This is a genomic window from Streptomyces sp. NPDC048484 (genome assembly GCF_040651415.1).
Classification (GTDB): domain Bacteria; phylum Actinomycetota; class Actinomycetes; order Streptomycetales; family Streptomycetaceae; genus Streptomyces.
Window position 1 is genome coordinate 135,781 of sequence record NZ_JBEZJY010000017.1, and the last position, 16,866, is coordinate 152,646.

A 16,866-nucleotide genomic window follows, 5' to 3' on the forward strand; every position below is an offset into this window, starting at 1 on the left:
AGGCGCGAGACAGCGTCAGGCGGCGTTGCTGCCGGACGACGAACCCGAGGACGACGACGAGGATGAACCCGAGGACGACGATGACTTCGAGTCCGACGAGCCGGACGAGGCGGACGACTTCGAGTCCGACGAAGAAGCCGGCTTCGAGTCGGACGACGAGCCCGAGGACTTCGATGCCGAGGCGGCGCTGCTGCTCGACGACGAGCTGCGGCTGTCGTTGCGGTAGAAACCGGAGCCCTTGAAGACGATGCCTACGGCGGAGAACACCTTCTTCAGGCGGCCACTGCAGTTGGGGCACTCGGTCAGGGCGTCATCGGTGAACTTCTGCACCGCCTCGAGGCCCTCGCCGCACTCGGTGCACTGGTACTGGTAGGTCGGCACTTGTCTTCCTCCTGGCACTCTCACTGAGTGAGTGCTAACGATCGTCCATATTAACCTGTGTCGGCAGCGATTGGAGTAACGCACGTCACCTGGTCACGGGTGGTGGTCAGGGTTTGAGCGTCGCAACGGCCTTTGCGCCCAAGGGAGAAGCCGCGTCAGCGGCGGAGCCACAGTGACGTATTTCTCTGGGAACGTGCGGCGGCACCAGCCGCGAGCGCAGGGCCACCAGGGTCGCCAGTGCGAGCAGTGTGCCGCCCATCGGGACGAGGAAGCCGGCCCCGTCCCCGAGCCGGTCCTCCAGTTGTCCGGCGACCATGACGGCCGCCGCCTGGCCGAGTGCGACCGCGCCGGTCAGCCAGGTGAAGGCCTCCGTGCGGGCGCCCGTCGGCACCAGCTCCTCGACGAGCGTGTAGCCGGTGATCAGGGTGGGTGCGATGCACATGCCGACCAGGAGGCCGATCCCGGCGAGGACGACCACCGACTGTGCCGCCCACAGCCCGGAGGCGGTCAGCGCGAGGGCCGCGTACCCGATGACGAGGCGGCGGGGCGGGGCCACCTTCCAGGCGATCGCGCCGCAGACGACGCCGGAGAGCATGTTGCCCGCGGCGAACGTCCCGTACAGGACACCGTTCAGACCGGGCTCGCCGATCGACTCGCTGAATGCGGCGAGCGAGACCTGCATCCCGCCGAAGACGGCACCGATGCCCAGGAAGGCCACGATCAGAACGCGTACTCCCGGGACCGACAGCGCGGAAGCGTGCGTCACGCGCGCGTGCCCGTAGGCGCCACGACCAGCACCGGCACCGCGACCCGCACCGGAACCGGAACCCGTACCGGCCCCAGCCCCGGCCCCAGGACCCACACCGACGGACGGCTGGGTGCCGCGCTGGGCGGCGAACAGCAGACCGCCGACCAGGCTGAGCGCGGCCTCCGTGAGCAGGCCCGCGGCCGGGTTCACGGCGGTGCACAGGGCGGTCGCCAGAAGGGGGCCGAACACGAAGGTCAGCTCGTCCGTGACGGACTCGAAGGCCGCCGCGGTCGTCATGAGGGGTGAGCCCTGCAGCTTGACGCCCCAGCGGGCGCGCACCATGGGCCCGACCTGCGGCACCGAGGCGCCGGTCGGCACGGCGGCCGCGAACAGTGCCCACAGGGGAGCGTCCGCGAGCGCCAGCGCGGTCAGGGAGAGGCCCGCCAGCGCGTGGACGACGACGCCGGGAAGCAGCACCGCCCGCTGGCCGTGCCGGTCGGCGAGGCGGCCGGTGAACGGCGCGAACAGTGCCATGGAGACACCGGTCGCGGCGGCGACGGCGCCGGCGGCCCCGTACGAGCCGGTGGTGTGCTGCACGAGCAGCACGATGGAGATGGTCAGCATCGCGAACGGCTGGCGTGCGGCGAAGCCGGGGAGCAGGAACGTCCAGGCGCCGCGCGTACGCAGCAGCTGTCCGTATCCCGGGCGGGGGGAGACCGGGGTTCCGGTGGTCTCCGAGGTGACCGTGGATGCCACGGCCCGTGCCTTTCTGCCACCTGGTAGCGCGGCCCCGTTCATGGGGCGCGGGGCGCCGAGAGCTGTCCTCTTGCGCGGAACTGCGGTAGATACCGGGCCGCCCTCTGCGAGGGGCACCGCGGCCGCCATACGGTCGCGCCAGCACTGCGTCAGGCAGAGTTGGTTCGATCAGGTGTGCCTTGATGATACAGGGGCGAATGACGGTCCACCTGTGAAAACCAGCACTCTCTCGCCCCGGGCCTGGGTTTGCTTGCCGCGTCGTCCTCTACGGCGCCCTCCGCCTCGATGCTCCTCAATCCTCAATCCTCGGTGTCGTTCCCGCCCGTCCCCAGCCAGCCCGCCAGCTTGCCGCCCTGGCCGACCGCGCGCAGCCGTCGCTCGGCGGCGTCCCGGACCGGGTCCGTCGCCACGACGAGCAGTTCGTCCCCGCGCCGCAGCACGGTCGAGGGGAGCGGAACGAACGATTCTCCGCCGCGTACGACCAGCGTGACCGCGGCGCCCGCAGGCAGCCGCAGCTCGGCGACCTCGACGCCGTGCATCTTGGACCCCTCCGGGATCGCGACGGACAGCAGGTGCCCGCGCAGCCGCTCCAGTGGCGCCGACTCGATCCCCAGGTCGGCGGTCTCCGAGGACTTGGACAGGCCCAGTTTCCGGGCCAGCCAGGGGAGCGTCGGGCCCTGGACGAGGGTGTAGACGACGACCAGGACGAAGACGATGTTGAAGATGCGACGGCTTTCCTCGATGCCGCTCACCATCGGGATCGTGGCCAGGATGATGGGCACGGCGCCGCGCAGTCCGGCCCAGGACATCAGGGCCTGTTCCTGCCAGCGCATGCGGAACGGCAGCAGGGCCAGCACGACACTCAGCGGCCGCGCCACCATGGTCAGCACCAGGCCGATGACGAGCGCCGGCCAGATGTCGTCGCCCATGTCGTGCGGTGTGACGAGCAGGCCGAGCAGCACGAACATGCCGATCTGGGCGATCCAGCCGAGTCCGTCGGCGAAGCCGCGGGTGGCGGGCCAGTGCGGGAGCTTCGCGTTGCCCAGCACCATCGATGCCAGATACACGGCGAGGAAGCCGCTGCCATGAGCGAGCGCCCCGGCCGCGTACGCCGTGACCGCGATGGCCATCACCGCGATCGGGTAGAGACCGGAGGCGGGCAGCGCCACATGCCGCAGCCCGTACGCCCCCAGGAAGCCCACCGCGAGCCCGATGGCCGCTCCGATGGTCAGCTCCAGCGCTATCTCGCCGAGCAGGTGGTACCAGTGATCCACCGGTCCCGCCGTGGAGAACGCGACGACGAGGATGACGACCGGGGCGTCGTTGAATCCTGACTCGGCCTCCAGGATGCCCGTCACGCGCGAGGGGAGAGGCACCTTCCGGAGCACCGAGAAGACGGCCGCCGCGTCCGTGGAGGACACCACCGCGCCGACGATCAGCGCCTGCCGCCACTCCAGCCCGATCAGGTAGTGGGCCGCCGTCGCCGTGATGCCGACGCTCACCGAGACGCCGACGAGGGCCAGTGAGGAGGCCGCCGGGAGCCCCGGCTTGACCTCCTTCCACTTCGTGCCCAGACCGCCCTCGGCGAGGATCACGACCAGGGCCGCGTATCCGATGACCTGGGTCAGTTCGGCGTTGTCGAAGTGGACGTCGCCGATGCCGTCCTGGCCCATGGCGATGCCGATGCCCAGGTAGACGAGCAGGCTGGGGAGCCCGCTGCGCGAGGAGATCCGAACCGCTGCCACCGCGACGAGCAGAACGAGCGAGCAGACGAGCAAGAGCTGGTTGAGGTGGTGGACAGTCAGCAGCTGTTCCCTTCTCGCTGTTCCGATCGCTGTTCCGAGTAGATCAGTTTGACCAGTCGGATCACTGGTGCCTGTAGGTCGTGAGGCCGGTCCGGTCCCCATGGAAGCGGGACTGTGACCGTTTTCAACTACTTCGGTGGTTCAACTACTTCGTTACCTTACCTAACTCTTGACACTTTCTTGACGCTTGCCAGGGCAAGATCGAACTTCTGTCCGCCCGGGTACCCGACACCGCGTCAAGTCCGGGTTGGCCCTGCGCCTATGGTTGCTCCAGCGTTCAGTCAAATGGACAAGCCCGTCTGCCGCTCGCGTGAGGACAGCAAGGACAGCGATGCCCCCCAACACCACCGCATCTTCCGGCCAAAAGCCCGGCAAGTCCGGCAGGAAGAAGGGGCGCCGAGCCCGTCTGGTCCTGATCATCCTGGTTCTGGCCATCATCGGCGGCGTCGCCTACGGCGCGTTCTGGAGCATCAGCACGGTCCGTGCCTCCTTCCCGCAGAGCAAGGGTTCCATCACCCTCGACGGTCTGTCGGGCCCCGTGGACGTCAAACGGGACGGTTACGGGATCCCGCAGGTCTACGCCTCGACCGACGAGGACCTGTTCATGGCGCAGGGCTACGTCCAGGCGCAGGACCGGTTCTACGAGATGGACGTCCGCCGCCACATGACGGGGGGCAGGCTCTCCGAGATGTTCGGCGAGAGCCAGGTCGACAGCGACGAGTTCCTGCGCACGCTCGGCTGGGAGCGGGTGGCGGAGAAGGAGTACAAGACCAAGCTGTCCGCCGCGACGAAGAAGTATCTCCAGGCGTACGCCAAGGGGGTCAACGCCTACCTGAAGGGCAAGGACGGCGCCGACATCTCCCTGGAGTACGCGGCCCTCGGCTTCTCCAACGACTACGCGCCCAAGAAGTGGACCCCGGTCGACTCCGTGGCCTGGCTCAAGGCGATGGCCTGGGACCTGCGCGGCAACATGCAGGACGAGATCGACCGCTCCCTGATGACCAGCCGTCTCGGCCCGAAGCAGATCGCCGAGCTGTACCCGGAGTACCCGTACGACCGGAACAAGCCGATCGTGCAGGAGGGCCAGTACGACAGCGTCGCCGGGGAGTACGAACAGGACGGCGACAGCGACAGCGGTACCGGCGGTACGCAGTCCTCTGCCGGCACCGGCACCGGGGTGGCGAACGGCACCTCCGCCTCGGCCCCCTCGGGGCTGCAGAGCCAGCTGTCGGGCCTCTACAACCTGCTGGACGACGTCCCCGAGGCCGTCGGCGTGAACGGCAACGGCATCGGGTCCAACTCCTGGGTCGTCGGCGGCGACCACACCATCAGCGGCAAACCGCTGCTGGCCAACGACCCGCACCTGTCGCCCTCGCTGCCGTCGGTCTGGTACCAGATGGGCCTGCACTGCAAGAGCGTCTCCGAGAAGTGCCAGTACGACGTCTCCGGGTACACCTTCGCGGGCATGCCCGGTGTGGTCATCGGCCACAACCAGGAGATCTCCTGGGGCATGACCAACTCCGGTGCCGACGTCACCGACCTCTACCTGGAGAAGCTCAGCGGGGAAGGCTACGAGTACGACGACAAGGTGCTCCCCTTCACCACCCGCAGGGAGAAGATCGACGTCGCGGGCGGCGCGAGCAAGACCATCGTCGTCCGGGAGACCAACAACGGACCGCTGCTGTCCGACCGCGACGACGAACTCGTGAAGGTCGGCAAGAAGGCCGGCGTCGACAACGCGGCCCCCGACCGCGGTGACGGCTACGGCATCGCCCTGCGGTGGACCGCCCTGGACCCGGGCACCTCGATGGACGCCGTCTTCGCGATGAACAGGGCCACCGACTGGACGGCCTTCCGCAAGGCCGCCACCCTCTTCGACGTCCCCTCGCAGAACCTGGTCTACGCGGACCGCGAGAACAACATCGGCTACCAGATGCCCGGCAGAATCCCCACCCGCGGCGAGGGCGACGGCTCGCTCCCGTCGCCCGGCTGGGACTCCAAGTACCGCTGGACCGGCTACATCGACCAGGCCGAGCTGCCGTACGAGTACAACCCGGAACGCGGCTACATCGTGACCGCCAACCAGGCCGTGGTCGACAAGGACGACTACCCGTACACGCTCACCACGGACTGGGGCTACGGCACCCGCAGCCAGCGGATCGCCGACCTCATCGCGTCGAAGACCAAGAACGGCGGCAAGGTCTCGACGGACGACATGCGTCAGATGCAGCTCGACAACAGCAGCGAGATCGCCAAGCTGCTGGTGCCCAAGCTGCTCAAGATCGACGTGGCCGACAAGGACGTCCGTGAGGCGCAGAAGCTCCTGGAGGGCTGGAACTACACCCAGGACGCCGACTCGGCGGCGGCCGCGTACTTCAACGCGACCTGGCGCAACATCCTCAAGCTCGCCTTCGGCAACAAGCTGCCCAAGGAGCTGCGGGTCAAGGGCCAGTGCCTGTCCGTCGAACCGGCCGACTCCACCGGTCCGGTGGACGTGGACGACGACAAGGTGCGCGAGTGTGGCCAGCGCGACGCGGACAGCGCGCAGCCGGACGGCGGCGACCGCTGGTTCGAGGTCGTCCGCAAGATCCTCGACGACGAGGACAACGACTGGTGGTCGGCGCCCAGGACGCGCACCGACGACGCCGTCGACAGCCGTGACGAGCTCTTCCAGCGGGCCCTCTCGGACGCCCGTTGGGAGCTGACCGCCAAGCTCGGCAAGGACATCGACACCTGGAACTGGGGCCGGCTGCACCGGCTGTACCTGAAGAACCAGACCCTGGGCATCGAGGGTCCCGGGTTCCTGCAGTACATGCTCAACCGCGGCCCGTACAACATGGGCGGCGGCGAGGCGGCGGTGAACGCCACCGGATGGAACGCGGCGGGCGGTTACTCGGTGGTCTGGGTGCCGTCGATGCGCATGGTGGTGAACCTCGACGACTTCGACAAGTCCAAGTGGATCAACCTCACCGGAGCCTCCGGCCACGCGTACAGCGCCCACTACATCGACCAGACGAGCAAGTGGGTCAAGGGCGAACTGCTGCCATGGGCCTCCTCGGACCGGGCGGTCGACAAGGCCACGTCGGACACGCTCGTACTGAAGCCATGAAAATCACCATCACGTGAGAACACGTGAGAACACATGAGAAACGGTCCTCCACGCACGCGTGGAGGACCGTTTCTCATGAGCGGCCTCATAGCGGGCGCCTACGGAGAGACCGGAGAGACCCGAGGGGGTCAGCGGAAGCGGCGTACCGCCGAAGGAGTCACCGCCGCGTGCACGGGCCGGTCGTGCGGCTCCTCGGGGACGCGGGTGACGACTTCGGAGTCGTACAGCAGCACGACCAGGGCCGGATCCGCGGCCGCCCGCTCCAGGCGCGCGAGCACCCGGTCGTACGATCCGCCGCCGCGACCGAGCCGCATTCCGCGCCCGTCCACGGCCAGGCCCGGCAGCAGCACGGCGTCGGCCGTGAGCACGGCCGACGGGCCCAAGTGCTCGCCCGCGGGCTCCAGAAGGGCCATCCTGCCCCCGTGTCGGACGCGGACGAGCGAGTCCCGGCCGTCGTAGGTGCCCCAGTCGAGGTCGTTGTCCGCGAGGAGCGCCGGGAGCAGGACGTGCACTCCGCGCGCGTGGAGTGCGTCGAGGAGCGCACGGGTGCCCGGTTCGCTCCCCACGGAGACATAGGCCGCCACCGTGCGCGCCTGCGCCAGTTCGGGCAGTTCCAGGGCGCGGGCGGCGAGTGCGGCTGCCGTCTCCCGCACGTCATCTGCCGTCAACCGGCCCCTCACCGCGAGGAGCTCTCGCCGCAACAACCGCTTGCCAGACTCCTCTTCGGGTCCCAGGCCACTCATAGACTTGTTTCGTCCCTTTCACAATGTGCTCATATGAGAGCGAATTAACCTGAGTCACAGATTCCCCTGCAAAGGCACCGGATATGGTGTCAGGCATGACTCAGTCGCACCCAAGGATCAGCAAGGCTGTCATCCCGGCAGCAGGTCTCGGCACCCGGTTCCTGCCGGCCACCAAGGCCACCCCCAAAGAGATGCTGCCGGTCGTGGACAAGCCTGCGATCCAGTACGTGGTCGAGGAGGCCGCGTCCGCGGGCCTCGACGACGTCCTCATGATCACGGGCCGCAACAAGCGCCCTCTTGAGGACCACTTCGACCGCAACTACGAGCTGGAATCGGCCCTTCAGAAGAAGGGCGACGCGGGCCGGCTCGCGAAGGTGCAGGAGTCAAGCGACCTCGCCACCATGCACTACGTCCGCCAGGGCGACCCCAAGGGCCTCGGCCACGCCGTGCTGTGCGCCGCCCCGCACGTCGGCCACGAGCCCTTCGCCGTGCTCCTCGGCGACGACCTGATCGACCCGCGCGACCCGCTGCTCAAGCGCATGGTCGACGTCCAGGAGCAGCACGGCGGCAGCGTCGTCGCGCTCATGGAGGTCGAGCCCGAGCAGATCCACCTCTACGGATGCGCGGCCGTCGAGGCCACCGAGGACGACGACGTCGTCAAGGTGACGGGCCTCGTCGAGAAGCCCGACCTGGCGGACGCCCCCAGCAACTACGCGATCATCGGCCGGTACGTCCTGGACCCGCACGTCTTCGACATACTCCGCAGGACCGAGCCCGGCCGCGGCGGTGAGATCCAGCTCACCGACGCCCTCCAGCAGCTCGCGGACGACGAGAAGGTCGGCGGCCCCGTGCACGGCGTCGTCTTCAAGGGCCGCCGCTATGACACCGGGGACCGCGGGGACTACCTGCGTGCCATTGTCCGGCTCGCGTGCGAACGTGAAGACCTGGGCCCGGACTTCCGGACCTGGCTTCACAGTTACGTCACCAAGGAGATGTAGCAACTTGAGCAGCGCCGCGACCCGTGTCACCGGCCAGGACCACCTCTGGTCGGTGTCCGAGCACCTTGAGGACATCCTCGCGACCGTGCGGCCCCTGGAACCCATCGAGTTGCAGCTCCTCGACGCCCAGGGCTGCGTCCTGGTCGAGGACGTCACGGTGCCGATGTCCCTGCCGCCGTTCGACAACAGCTCGATGGACGGGTACGCGGTCAGGGTCGCCGACGTCGCGGGCGCGAGCGAGGAGTACCCGGCGGTCCTCACCGTCGTCGGCGATGTGGCGGCGGGCCAGGCCGAGCTTCTCCATGTGGGCCCCGGCCAGGCCGCCCGCATCATGACGGGCGCCCCGCTGCCGCCCGGCGCCGAGGCCGTCGTCCCCGTGGAGTGGACCGACGGAGGGCTCGGCGAGGGCCCCGTCTCCGGGATGCGCGCCCGCAGCACGTCACCCGAGGGCGCCTCGGGGCAGGTGCACGTCCACCGCCCGGCGCAGGCACGCGCGCATGTGCGCGCGAAGGGCAGCGACGTGCAGGTCGGCGACCGCGCCCTGTCCGCGGGCACCGTCCTCGGCCCCCCGCAGATCGGCCTGCTCGCCGCGATCGGACGGGGGACCGTCCGCGTACGGCCGCGTCCACGCGTGGTGGTCATGTCCACCGGCAGCGAACTCGTCCAGCCCGACAGCGAGTTGGAGACGGGCCAGATCTACGACTCCAACAGCTTCGCGCTGTGCGCCGCGGCCCGGGACGCCGGAGCGATCTCCTACCGGGTGGGCGCGGTCGCCGATGACGCCGAGACGCTCCGCGCCACCATCGAGGACCAGCTCATCCGCGCCGACCTCGTGGTCACCACGGGCGGCGTCAGCGTCGGCGCGTACGACGTCGTCAAGGAGGCGCTCTCCTCGGTCGGCGACGAGGACGAGGAGGGCAGCGGCATCGACTTCCGCAAGATCGCCATGCAGCCCGGCAAGCCCCAGGGCTTCGGCTCCATCGGCCCCGAGCACACCCCTCTGCTCGCGCTGCCGGGCAACCCGGTCTCCTCGTACGTGTCCTTCGAGCTGTTCGTGCGCCCGGCGATCCGCACCCTGGCGGGCCTGGACGACATCCACCGGCCCACCGTCAGGGCGACGCTCCGTACGAAGAAGGCGCTCACCTCACCCGCCGGACGCCGGCAGTTTCTCCGCGGACGGTACGCGGACGGGGAAGTGACCCCCGTCGGCGGCGCCGGATCCCACCTGATCGCCGCCCTCGCGCAAGCCGACGCGCTGATCGTGGTCCCGGAGTCCGACGAGTCCGTGGAACCCGGCACCGAGGTCGACGTGGTTCTCCTCGGCTAGGGGTTCGGGGTTTCTGATGGATCTCCGCGGGATCCATCAGAAGCCCCCTAGGGGGTACCGTGTCGCGCACCACAGGCACGACCGGGAGCGCCGCCACAGCATGAGTACGCAGGACAGACTGACCCACATCGACGAGGCGGGTGCCGCCCGCATGGTCGACGTGTCCGAGAAGGACGTGACGGCACGTACCGCCCGCGCGAGCGGCCGCGTCCTGGTCTCGCCGCGCGTGATCGAGCTGCTGCGCGGCGAGGGAGTGCCCAAGGGCGACGCTCTCGCCACCGCGCGCATCGCGGGCATCATGGGCGCCAAGCGCACACCGGACCTGATCCCGCTCTGTCACCCGTTGTCGGTGTCGGGTGTCAAGCTTGACCTGTCGGTCGCGGACGACGCCGTCGAGATCCTGGCCACCGTCAGGACCACCGACCGCACGGGCGTCGAGATGGAGGCCCTCACCGCGGTCAGCGTGGCGGCTCTCACCGTGATCGACATGGTCAAGGCGGTCGACAAGGGGGCGGTCATCACGGACGTGCGCGTGGAGGAGAAGACAGGCGGCAAGTCGGGCGACTGGAGCCGGACATGACGGCGCCGCCGCCAACGCCGCCATCGGCACCGGCCGAGCCGCCCTTCGGCGGCGCGCTGGCCGCTCCGTACAGCGCTCTTGTGGTGACGGCCTCGAACCGCGCGGCGGCAGGTGTCTACGAGGACAGGGGCGGGCCCCTGATCGCGGAGGGACTCGCGACGTTCGGCTTCGTCGTCGACGGCCCCTGGGTGGTTCCCGACGGGGACCCCGTCGAGAACGCTCTGCGGGCGGCATCCCGGGCCGGCTACGACGTCGTCGTGACCACAGGCGGCACGGGCATCTCGCCCACCGACCGCACCCCGGAGGCCACGCGGAAGGTGATCGAGTACGAGGTGCCGGGCATTCCCGAGGCCATCAGAGCGTTCGGAAGGGAAAAGGTGCCCACGGCGGCACTCTCCCGGGGTCTCGCCGGAGTCGTGCGAGGGACACTGATCGTGAATCTGCCGGGCTCCACCGGCGGGGTCAGGGACGGACTGGCCGTCCTCGAACCCCTCCTGACGCATGCCGTCGACCAGATCCGCGGCGGCGACCACCCCAGACCCGGCGGCCGTGGGGGTGCGAGCTGAACAGCCCATCCTGGCCGGTCGAGCTGGTGGACGGCGATGTGGTCCTCAGGCCCATAAAGCTGCGCGACCAGCGAGCCTGGCGTGACGTCAACCGGCGCAACCGGGACTGGCTGCGCCCCTGGGAGGCGACCATCCCGCCGCCCACGCCCAGCGGGCCGATCATCCACCGGCCGACGTACCGGCAAATGGTCCGGCATCTGCGCGCCGAGGCGAACTCGGGACGGATGCTGCCGTTCGTCATCGAGTACCAGGGACGGCTCGTCGGGCAGCTGACAGTCGCCGGAATCACCTGGGGTTCCATGTGTTCGGGCCATGTCGGCTACTGGGTGGACGAGGCGGTCGCCGGACGCGGGGTGATGCCGACGGCCGTGGCACTCGCGTCCGACCACTGCTTCCGAACCGTTGGTCTGCACCGCATCGAGGTCTGCATTCGGCCCGAGAACGGGCCGAGCCGGCGGGTCGTCGAGAAACTCGGATTCCGTGACGAAGGCGTTCGTCCACGGTATCTCCACATCGACGGGGCCTGGCGTGACCACCTCGTCTTCGCGCTCACAGCCGAGGAGATTCCCGAAGGACTGCTGAACCGCTGGCGGCGGACACGCTCCAGGAACGCGTCCGAAAACTCACCACGGGACACGCCCCGCAACACGGCATAAATGAAATAGGTGTTCGAAAATGATCGGGGATCGACCATCCTCGGACGATAATTTCGCCCTCTCGGCGGCCTGCTGATCGCATCGGTCACAAAAAAAGCTCGAAATATCAGCCAGATCGTGCGACACACCGGCTCAATTGGCAGATGGCCTCATGCAAACCCCTCTACCGTGTGAGGCGTGAGCAGCAGCGGCCTCATCTACGCAGTCATTGTCGGGGCCTGGGCCGCCTACTTGGTGCCGATGTGGCTCCGTAGGCAGGACGAGCTGAACGAGGCCCGTCCGACGGAACGCTTCAGCACCGCCATCCGGCTTCTGTCCGGACGGGCGGGCATGGAGCGCCGGTACGCCAAGGACCTGCGGGCGCGCTCCACCGACGAGGGGGAGCAACGCGCCGACCCGGACGGCGTCACCGACTCGGTGGACGTCCGGGCCTTCGCCATGCCTCCGACGCGCCGTGAAGTACGTGCGGACGTCGACGACGCCCGCGACACCCGGGATGCCCGCGACACCCGCGACACCCGGGACGGCGCGCGGTCCGATGCGCAGGCGCAGGCGCAGCAGGCTTCCAGGCCGGCGCCGAAACAGGCGTCGCGGCAGGCGTCCGCGACGGCGCCGAAACCCGGCTCCCAGGCCCACGCCCAGGCGCACGCCCAGTCCCACCCGGCGCCGAAGCAGGGCCAGGCGCAGGGCCGGGCGGTGGGCGGCCGACCCGTGCCCCAGCAGGGCGGTAAGCCTTTGTCGAACGGGGCGTCGGCGTCGTCTCCCGCGCGACGGGCCGCCGCGGCGGAGGCCGCGGCTCGCGCCCGGCGCTCTAAGGTGCTCGCGCGCCGACGGCGTACGACCGTGGTCCTCTTCTTCGCCTTCTCGCTCGGTGCGATCGTGGCGGCCGTCGGCGGGCTCGCGTTCCTGTGGGCGCCCGGGGTGCCCGCGGTGATGCTGAGCATCTACATCGCGTACCTGCGCTCCCAGGAGCGCCGGCGCTTCACGTATGTGATGGACCGCAGGCGAGCCGAGGTCGCGGCGCAGCGGCTGCGGGAGCGGCAGCCGCGTCGGCGGCCCCCGACCGACCCGGGCGCCGCCGACGGGCCGGAGGACGGACCCGAGTCCGATACCGACCCCGGTATGTCCGCGCTCGCCGCCGGCCGCCGTGCCCTCGTCGAGCAGACCGACCACGCGGAGTGGGTCGACCAGCAGCGCGAGCGCCGGCACGGGCCCGCCCGAGGCGAGAGCTGGGATCCCGTTCCGGTGCCTCTGCCGACGTATGTGACGGCGCCGGTCGCTCCGCGCGCGACGTCCGACGTCGACCTGGGCGCACCCGACGCGTGGAGCTCGGCCCGGTCCAGCGCGGTCGAGCCGAAGGCGGACCGCGCGACGGCCGAGGAGGCCGACCCGGTCGAGGCGGAGGACGAGCTGGGCGAGCCCGACGGGGACGACAGCTCGGACAGCGCAGCGGACGCCCGGCGAGCGGCCGCGGCCCGCCGCGCACGCGAACGGGGCCGCACACCCCTCTTCGACCAGTACGAGGACGGCGACCGGCCGCGCGCCGCCAACGAGTGACGAGTGACGACACCTCAGGAGACCACCGGAGGCCCTGCCCCTGACCAGCGGGAGAGCCTCCAGGAACGGATTTCCGAGCACCCTGACCGGGATGCTAGAGTTTCACTCGTTGCAAGGGCCTGTGGCGCAGTCTGGTAGCGCACCTCGTTCGCATCGAGGGGGTCTGGGGTTCAAATCCCCACAGGTCCACCGCATCGGGCCGTTCACGAGTTAGCTCGTAAGCGGTTCACGAAATCCCGTCCGATCACTTCGATCGGACGGGATTTCGTCGTTTCTGGGCTCGTCGGGAGGTCTGGGCGCGCAGGTTGTGGTGTCGTGGCCGGCGTCGCGGGGGTTGTGGCAGGTGCACGGGCATGACTGTGCGCGCCGGCCCGGCCAGGTGCTCGACCACGGGCCACCAGCCACCGGCCACGGGGGCATTGAGCGGGTCGTCCGGGAGGAACCGGCCGATGTGCTGGCCGACCATGACCGTTCTCAGCGCCAACGGCTGTACCGATGTTCCCCGAGGCAGGGCTCGCTGCTGACGGGAATCGGGAATACAGAATCTCTCGCTGAGTTCACCGTCGGCTTCCGGACTGAGACGACCGATGAGGGTCGGTGCGTACATGCGCACGCACCCCCTGCAGGCCGAACAGGATGAGGAGTTCCACCGCGCCGCCGTCGGCGCTGCCCAGCCAGTGGGGCAAGGACGTGTCGAACTCGGCCGCCTCACCGGGCGGCAGCGTCAGGTCGCGCTCGCCGGTCACGAGTCGCAGGCGTCCGTTGAGCACGTAGAGCCATTCAAAGCCTTCGTGGGTCTGCGGGGTCGGTTCGAGTGGTTCCGGCCGGGCGGGGATGATCATCTTGAAGGCGTGCTCCCCGCCCGGTCGCCGGGACAGGGGAACGAAGGTCATTCCGAACCGTCTGATCGGCTTGAGGTGGATCCGGGGATCGCCGGTGCGCGCGGCACCGACGAGGTCGTCCAGCGGAACGTCGTAGATACGGGCCAGCGGCAGCAGCAACTCCAGGCTCGGCCGGCGCTGCCCGCTCTCCAGCCGGGAGAGGGTGCTCTCCGACACCCCGGTCATCGCCGCGAGAGCGGCGAGGGTGATGCCGTGGTCACGACGCAGCGCACGGAGCCGCGGCCCCACCGCGTCGAGCACGTCGTCGTCCGTCTTGGGATCCATGAGGCCCACCTTGCCATTAACGCAAGATTTCGTGCCAGTTCGTGGTGCGCCTGTCAAGACTGAGTGCACCCCGACACAAGGAGTCCTGATGAGCACCACTGATGCGGTCGCGTTCTGGGACGGCGTCTACGCGGCCCGGTCGGCAGCCGGCAACCCGCAGCCGAATGCCCGCCTCACCGAGACGGTGACGGGCCTGCCGCCCGGGGACGCGTTGGACCTCGGATGCGGTGACGGCGGCGACGTGCTGTGGCTCGCCCGCCTGGGGTGGCAGGTCACCGCCGCCGACATCTCGGCCGTGGCGGTCGAGCGGCTCGCCGCCCTCGCCCGCTCACACGGCCTGGGCGACCACGTCACCACCGTACGGGCGGACTTGCGCAAGGCTTTCCCGCCCGGCGGATTCGACCTGATCTGCGCCCACTACCTGCAGACCCCCTTCGACCTGGACCGGGCCACCGTCCTGCGCTCGGCCGCGCACGCACTGCGCCCGGGCGGGCGGCTGCTGGTCGTCGACCACGGCTCGGTCGCGCCGTGGTCGTGGAACCAGGATCCCGACATCCGCTACCCGAGCCCGCGGGAAGTCGCCGCGGGTATCGACCTGGCCCCGGAGACATGGACGGTCGAGCGGGCCGACGCACCCAGCCGGATCGCGACCGGACCGGACGGGCGCACCGCCGAGGTCACCGACCACGTCCTTCTCATCCGCCGCACCCTCTGACACGGCGGTTGGCGCCCGCCCTCGACAAAGGAGACAAAGGAAGGGAGGCCGCGATGTCCAACACCGCGCGCCGCAGCCAGCGCCGCGACACCCCACCGCCCCGGACCGGAAACAGCGAGATCGAGGTCCTGCGCGGATTCCTCGACTACCTCCGGACCTCGATCGCCGGGAAGGTCGATGGTGCCCCCGAGCCGCAGGTGCTAACAGCCGCGGTGCCGTCGGGCACGAACCTGCTCGGCCTGCTCAACCACCTGACGTTCGTCGAGCGCTCGATGTTCCTCGGGGACGACGTCACCGACTGGCAGGCGACGTTCGCGGCCGCACCGGCGGCCGGCGTGGCCGATGTCGTCGCCCGTTACCGAGACGCGGTCGAGCGCGCGAACGACGTTCTCGACGGGTGCACCGATCCCGGCGCACCCGTCCCCCGGCCGCGGACGGCCCGGCCCGCTCCCAGCATCCGCTGGGCACTCACCCACATGATCGAGGAGACCGGCCGGCACGCGGGTCACGCGGACATCCTCCGCGAACTCATCGACGGCACGACCGGCCGCTGATCCACCTTCTCCAGGACGGAAACACATGATCACAGCACCACGGCCGTTGCCGCGCCGCTTCCTCCGACCCGCACACACGGTGGCGACCGTGATGCTCACCCTCCTGCTCACGATCGTCACCGCAGCCTGTTCCACGTCCACGTCCACGCCGACAGCCGGCGACGATGTTCCCGCCTACGCCGCCGCCACCCAGGAGGATCCCCGGTTCAAGAACACCTTCCGGCACGAGTTCGCCGACGTCGACGGCGTCCGTATGCACTACGTGACCGGCGGCAGCGGCACGCCGGTCGTGCTGATCCACGGCTGGCCACAGACCTGGTACGGCTGGTGGCCGGTCATGCCGGAACTCGCCAAGCACCACACCATCTACGCCATCGACCTTCCCGGACTGGGTGACAGCAAGGGCTCACCGACCGGCTACGACAAAGCCACGCTGGCACGGTACGTGCACACGCTGATCGCCGATCGGCTCGGGGTGAGTGACGCCCGTGTCATCGGGCACGATCTCGGCGCCGCAGTGGCATTCCAGTACGCCAGCCAATTCCCCGACGACACCGCACGCCTCGGCTACCTCGACCTGCCGCTGCCTGGGCCCGCGATCGACGGACCCACCTACCGCTCACTGAGCTGGCACATCGCCTTTCACTCCCAGCGACGGGTCCCCGAGGCGGTCGTGGGCGACGATGTCCGCGAGTACCTGGCACTGTTCTATCCCCAGGTCTCGTTCGGCGGCACGGCGTTCGGTGGCACCTCTGACCGGTCCCCGTTCACCACCACCGAGATCAACGAGTACGCACGAACCTACAGCCGGCCCAAGGTCCTGGCGGGCGGCTTCGAGCTCTACCGCGCCCTCGACAAGGACGTCCGCGACACCGTGGCAGCGGCACCGACACGTGTCCCGGCCCTGCTCATGACCGCCCAAGGACAGCTCGACGCGATCCAGGGCACGGTGGCCCCGCGGATAACCAACATCGTGCGGGCGGTGGACGTGCCGAAAGCCGGGCACTGGCTCGTAGAGGAGAACCCTCAGTTCGTCACCGCCGAGCTGTTGCGCTTCCTCGACGGATGACCACGCCACCGGGGCGGATGACCACGCCACCGGGGCGGGAGCGAAGCCGACCGGGGCCGCGTTCCTTCGAGCCGCAGCCGGGTGGCCGAGGCCACAGTCACGCGCCGCCCGTGCGGCCCGTGCCGCGTAAGCCGCC

15 protein-coding genes and 1 tRNA gene are annotated in these 16,866 nt (G+C 69.6%); 11 read left to right on the forward strand and 5 right to left on the reverse strand.

What is annotated here, in order from left to right:
• Positions 1 to 15: 15 nt before the first annotated feature.
• The 3 genes from AB0D14_RS19085 to AB0D14_RS19095 form a co-directional block, all read right to left on the reverse strand.
• Positions 16 to 381, reverse strand: coding sequence for an FmdB family zinc ribbon protein (locus AB0D14_RS19085; RefSeq protein WP_362780341.1), 366 nt, complete (start codon positions 379 to 381; stop codon positions 16 to 18).
• A 106-nt stretch (positions 382 to 487) separates the two neighbouring features.
• Positions 488 to 1,885, reverse strand: coding sequence for an MFS transporter (locus tag AB0D14_RS19090; protein WP_362780343.1), 1,398 nt, complete (start codon positions 1,883 to 1,885; stop codon positions 488 to 490).
• A gap of 299 nt (positions 1,886 to 2,184) precedes the next feature.
• Entirely contained in the window at positions 2,185 to 3,717 is a 1,533-nt protein-coding gene (locus AB0D14_RS19095; protein ID WP_362780448.1) for a potassium/proton antiporter, read from the reverse strand.
• 304 nt (positions 3,718 to 4,021) lie between these two features.
• On the opposite strand from AB0D14_RS19095, the gene AB0D14_RS19100 reads away from it, so the two are divergent.
• Positions 4,022 to 6,799, forward strand: a complete 2,778-nt coding sequence (locus AB0D14_RS19100) for a penicillin acylase family protein (RefSeq protein WP_362780345.1) — start codon at positions 4,022 to 4,024, stop codon at positions 6,797 to 6,799.
• Between the two features lie 128 nt (positions 6,800 to 6,927).
• Here AB0D14_RS19100 and AB0D14_RS19105 read toward each other — a convergent pair whose 3' ends face one another.
• Positions 6,928 to 7,542, reverse strand: a complete 615-nt coding sequence (locus tag AB0D14_RS19105; RefSeq protein WP_362780347.1) for a 5-formyltetrahydrofolate cyclo-ligase — start codon at positions 7,540 to 7,542, stop codon at positions 6,928 to 6,930.
• A gap of 95 nt (positions 7,543 to 7,637) precedes the next feature.
• Between AB0D14_RS19105 and galU the strand changes: the two genes are divergently transcribed.
• The 7 genes from galU to AB0D14_RS19140 all read left to right on the forward strand — a co-directional run bounded on the left by galU (position 7,638) and on the right by AB0D14_RS19140 (position 13,415).
• Positions 7,638 to 8,540: a UTP--glucose-1-phosphate uridylyltransferase GalU gene (gene galU / locus AB0D14_RS19110; RefSeq protein ID WP_362780349.1), complete on the forward strand. Its 903-nt coding sequence runs from the start codon at positions 7,638 to 7,640 to the stop codon at positions 8,538 to 8,540.
• Positions 8,541 to 8,544: 4 nt separating this feature from the next.
• A complete protein-coding gene (glp, locus tag AB0D14_RS19115) occupies positions 8,545 to 9,867 on the forward strand; it encodes a gephyrin-like molybdotransferase Glp (protein ID WP_362780351.1) in 1,323 nt (440 codons plus the stop codon).
• 100 nt (positions 9,868 to 9,967) lie between these two features.
• Positions 9,968 to 10,447, forward strand: a complete 480-nt coding sequence (gene moaC / locus AB0D14_RS19120; RefSeq protein WP_361051903.1) for a cyclic pyranopterin monophosphate synthase MoaC — start codon at positions 9,968 to 9,970, stop codon at positions 10,445 to 10,447.
• Positions 10,444 to 11,013, forward strand: coding sequence for a MogA/MoaB family molybdenum cofactor biosynthesis protein (locus tag AB0D14_RS19125; protein WP_362780354.1), 570 nt, complete (start codon positions 10,444 to 10,446; stop codon positions 11,011 to 11,013). Before moaC ends, AB0D14_RS19125 begins: the two co-directional genes overlap by 4 nt.
• A gap of 26 nt (positions 11,014 to 11,039) precedes the next feature.
• Positions 11,040 to 11,669: a GNAT family protein gene (locus AB0D14_RS19130; RefSeq protein WP_362780357.1), complete on the forward strand. Its 630-nt coding sequence runs from the start codon at positions 11,040 to 11,042 to the stop codon at positions 11,667 to 11,669.
• A 177-nt stretch (positions 11,670 to 11,846) separates the two neighbouring features.
• Positions 11,847 to 13,226: a gephyrin-like molybdotransferase receptor GlpR gene (gene glpR, locus AB0D14_RS19135; RefSeq protein ID WP_362780359.1), complete on the forward strand. Its 1,380-nt coding sequence runs from the start codon at positions 11,847 to 11,849 to the stop codon at positions 13,224 to 13,226.
• Between the two features lie 115 nt (positions 13,227 to 13,341).
• Positions 13,342 to 13,415: transfer RNA gene (locus AB0D14_RS19140), tRNA-Ala, on the forward strand.
• 368 nt (positions 13,416 to 13,783) lie between these two features.
• Here the strand turns inward: AB0D14_RS19140 and AB0D14_RS19145 are convergent.
• A complete protein-coding gene (locus AB0D14_RS19145; protein WP_362780361.1) occupies positions 13,784 to 14,392 on the reverse strand; it encodes an XRE family transcriptional regulator in 609 nt (202 codons plus the stop codon).
• Positions 14,393 to 14,480: 88 nt separating this feature from the next.
• Between AB0D14_RS19145 and AB0D14_RS19150 the strand changes: the two genes are divergently transcribed.
• From AB0D14_RS19150 to AB0D14_RS19160, 3 genes are read left to right on the forward strand one after another with little or no spacing between them, the layout of a single operon-like run.
• A complete protein-coding gene (locus AB0D14_RS19150; RefSeq protein ID WP_362780364.1) occupies positions 14,481 to 15,107 on the forward strand; it encodes a class I SAM-dependent methyltransferase in 627 nt (208 codons plus the stop codon).
• A 53-nt stretch (positions 15,108 to 15,160) separates the two neighbouring features.
• On the forward strand, positions 15,161 to 15,661 hold the full coding sequence (locus tag AB0D14_RS19155; protein WP_362780367.1) for a DinB family protein: 501 nt from the start codon (positions 15,161 to 15,163) through the stop codon (positions 15,659 to 15,661).
• Positions 15,662 to 15,686: 25 nt separating this feature from the next.
• The gene (locus AB0D14_RS19160; RefSeq protein WP_362780370.1) at positions 15,687 to 16,730 is read left to right on the forward strand and encodes an alpha/beta fold hydrolase; all 1,044 of its coding nucleotides are present in this window, start codon (positions 15,687 to 15,689) and stop codon (positions 16,728 to 16,730) included.
• The last annotated feature ends 136 nt before the right edge of the window (positions 16,731 to 16,866 follow it).

Bases quoted from the DNA above. Each gene is read 5' to 3' on its own strand.
- AB0D14_RS19100 (WP_362780345.1), top strand. From the start codon at position 4,022: ATGCCCCCCAACACCACCGCATCTTCCGGCCAAAAGCCCGGCAAGTCC.
- AB0D14_RS19105 (WP_362780347.1), bottom strand. From the start codon at position 7,542: ATGAGTGGCCTGGGACCCGAAGAGGAGTCTGGCAAGCGGTTGTTGCGG.
- galU (WP_362780349.1), top strand. From the start codon at position 7,638: ATGACTCAGTCGCACCCAAGGATCAGCAAGGCTGTCATCCCGGCAGCA.
- moaC (WP_361051903.1), top strand. From the start codon at position 9,968: ATGAGTACGCAGGACAGACTGACCCACATCGACGAGGCGGGTGCCGCC.
- AB0D14_RS19125 (WP_362780354.1), top strand. From the start codon at position 10,444: ATGACGGCGCCGCCGCCAACGCCGCCATCGGCACCGGCCGAGCCGCCC.
- AB0D14_RS19145 (WP_362780361.1), bottom strand. From the start codon at position 14,392: ATGGATCCCAAGACGGACGACGACGTGCTCGACGCGGTGGGGCCGCGG.
- AB0D14_RS19150 (WP_362780364.1), top strand. From the start codon at position 14,481: ATGAGCACCACTGATGCGGTCGCGTTCTGGGACGGCGTCTACGCGGCC.
- AB0D14_RS19155 (WP_362780367.1), top strand. From the start codon at position 15,161: ATGTCCAACACCGCGCGCCGCAGCCAGCGCCGCGACACCCCACCGCCC.
- AB0D14_RS19160 (WP_362780370.1), top strand. From the start codon at position 15,687: ATGATCACAGCACCACGGCCGTTGCCGCGCCGCTTCCTCCGACCCGCA.